This is a genomic window from Bacillus sp. FJAT-28004 (assembly GCF_001280845.1).
GTDB lineage: Bacteria > Bacillota > Bacilli > Paenibacillales > Paenibacillaceae > Pristimantibacillus.
Genome location: NZ_LGHP01000018.1, coordinates 1 through 1,406 on the forward strand (window position 1 = coordinate 1; position 1,406 = coordinate 1,406).

The 1,406-nt window shown below is 40.4% G+C and carries 3 protein-coding genes; all 3 read left to right on the forward strand.

From position 1 onward, the window contains the following. Nucleotides 1–188 precede the first annotated feature (188 nt). The 3 genes from AC787_RS34410 to AC787_RS32870 all read left to right on the forward strand — a co-directional run bounded on the left by AC787_RS34410 (nucleotide 189) and on the right by AC787_RS32870 (nucleotide 1,380). Nucleotides 189–650, forward strand: coding sequence for a hypothetical protein (locus AC787_RS34410; protein WP_054029204.1), 462 nt, complete (start codon nucleotides 189–191; stop codon nucleotides 648–650). Beyond that, nucleotides 643–894, forward strand: a complete 252-nt coding sequence (locus AC787_RS32865) for a hypothetical protein (RefSeq protein ID WP_054029205.1) — start codon at nucleotides 643–645, stop codon at nucleotides 892–894. The genes AC787_RS34410 and AC787_RS32865 overlap by 8 nt, the downstream gene beginning before the upstream one ends. 87 nt (nucleotides 895–981) lie before the next feature. Next, nucleotides 982–1,380, forward strand: a complete 399-nt coding sequence (locus tag AC787_RS32870; protein ID WP_054029206.1) for a hypothetical protein — start codon at nucleotides 982–984, stop codon at nucleotides 1,378–1,380. Nucleotides 1,381–1,406 lie beyond the last annotated feature (26 nt).

Below are 1,406 nucleotides of genomic sequence, written 5' to 3' on the forward strand. Positions count from 1 at the left end.
GCACCAGAAGCAGAAACCACAGTTCCAAGAACGGCAGGAATCAAACCTTCGCGCATATACAGCACCCCTTTTGGTTTTGTTTAGCAAGACATTTTATTATGCCTCAAAACTACTTTTTTAATCCAAATTGAACCGCATTTAAGTGAAAGAACACCGACTGAATATTGAAGAACATGGGAGGAAAGAGCATGAACATGGTGATAATCAAGGAAGCCAAATCAGCAGCAAATCAGCTGCGCTTTGAAGGTGAGGAATCAGCTGCAAATGCTATTGATAGCATTATTGAGGAAATAGAGCAAGATGAAAAACGGCACGCTGCTTTATCAACACTTAAAAAAGGCGATAAAGTAGTGATGCACACTTGCGTGGAAGCAAGCAATCCGAATTATCTTGGCAAGGTTTGGACTTGTAAGACGGACGCGTTCCGGCATAAAGGCCATAATTATTGTAGCATTTTCCTTGAAGGCTTTAGCGGTTCGTTTTCAGCTGATTTTCTCCAGTTTGTAAACATAACGATAAACGAAGCTCAAACTAATGCCATAGAGAGAGCTCTGCAAGATTGTCAAAACGATCCTGTTCAGTTTGCCACAGCAAATGATGTATTAGGCTGGGTGGAATCGACTACTGGCTATAGAACAATTCATGATTAACGTTCGAGCGCTTCAACTTATTGAGGAAAAGCTTGAGCCTATCGTTAAATCAGGTAAGCGGATTGATAATATAAAATTAATGGTTTGCCCTGTTTCTCCTATTGCTGTCATGGAGCGGATTAGAACAAGGTATGGCATGTTGAAAATCGTGCCAAGCGTGTATTTGAAAAAAGGTAATTCGTATCTCAGAGAGATTAAAATTACCAGAGGTGGTTTAGGAATTAATTGGGTTAGTAAAAAATAAGCCTCCGGCCAGTGTTGGGGAACGCGCGCCGGAGGACTTACATACATTTCTCATCTTCTATTATAACAAATAGAGAGGATGAGGGGAATGTTGGCAATGGTAAATGATTTCGATCATCAGATGGAGTTATTTCAAAGGGCGACGGTAGCCGATATAAAAGAAGCAAAAAAACACTTGAATCTATTATTGAAATACCAAGCGATGATTTCGGAATTTGAGCGGCGCGGCTTAGAAACACTCGCTCCACAACAGCATGATTTATACACTTTGCTTAAGAATCGTGTGCTCAATATTCATAGCTCAATTAATCTTATTATCGATGTCGAGATTCGAAATATCATAGATTACCGGTACATTGCCGGAAATAAGCATGTCGTAACTCTTAATCATTTTGCAGAGGGTATGGATGACCGCACTGTTGAACGGAAATTATGCAAAGGGATCGAATCGGTTGCGGAGTCACTCAAAATTATGACGGTAAAATGACGCTATTTAGTCGGCAAACAGTCGGT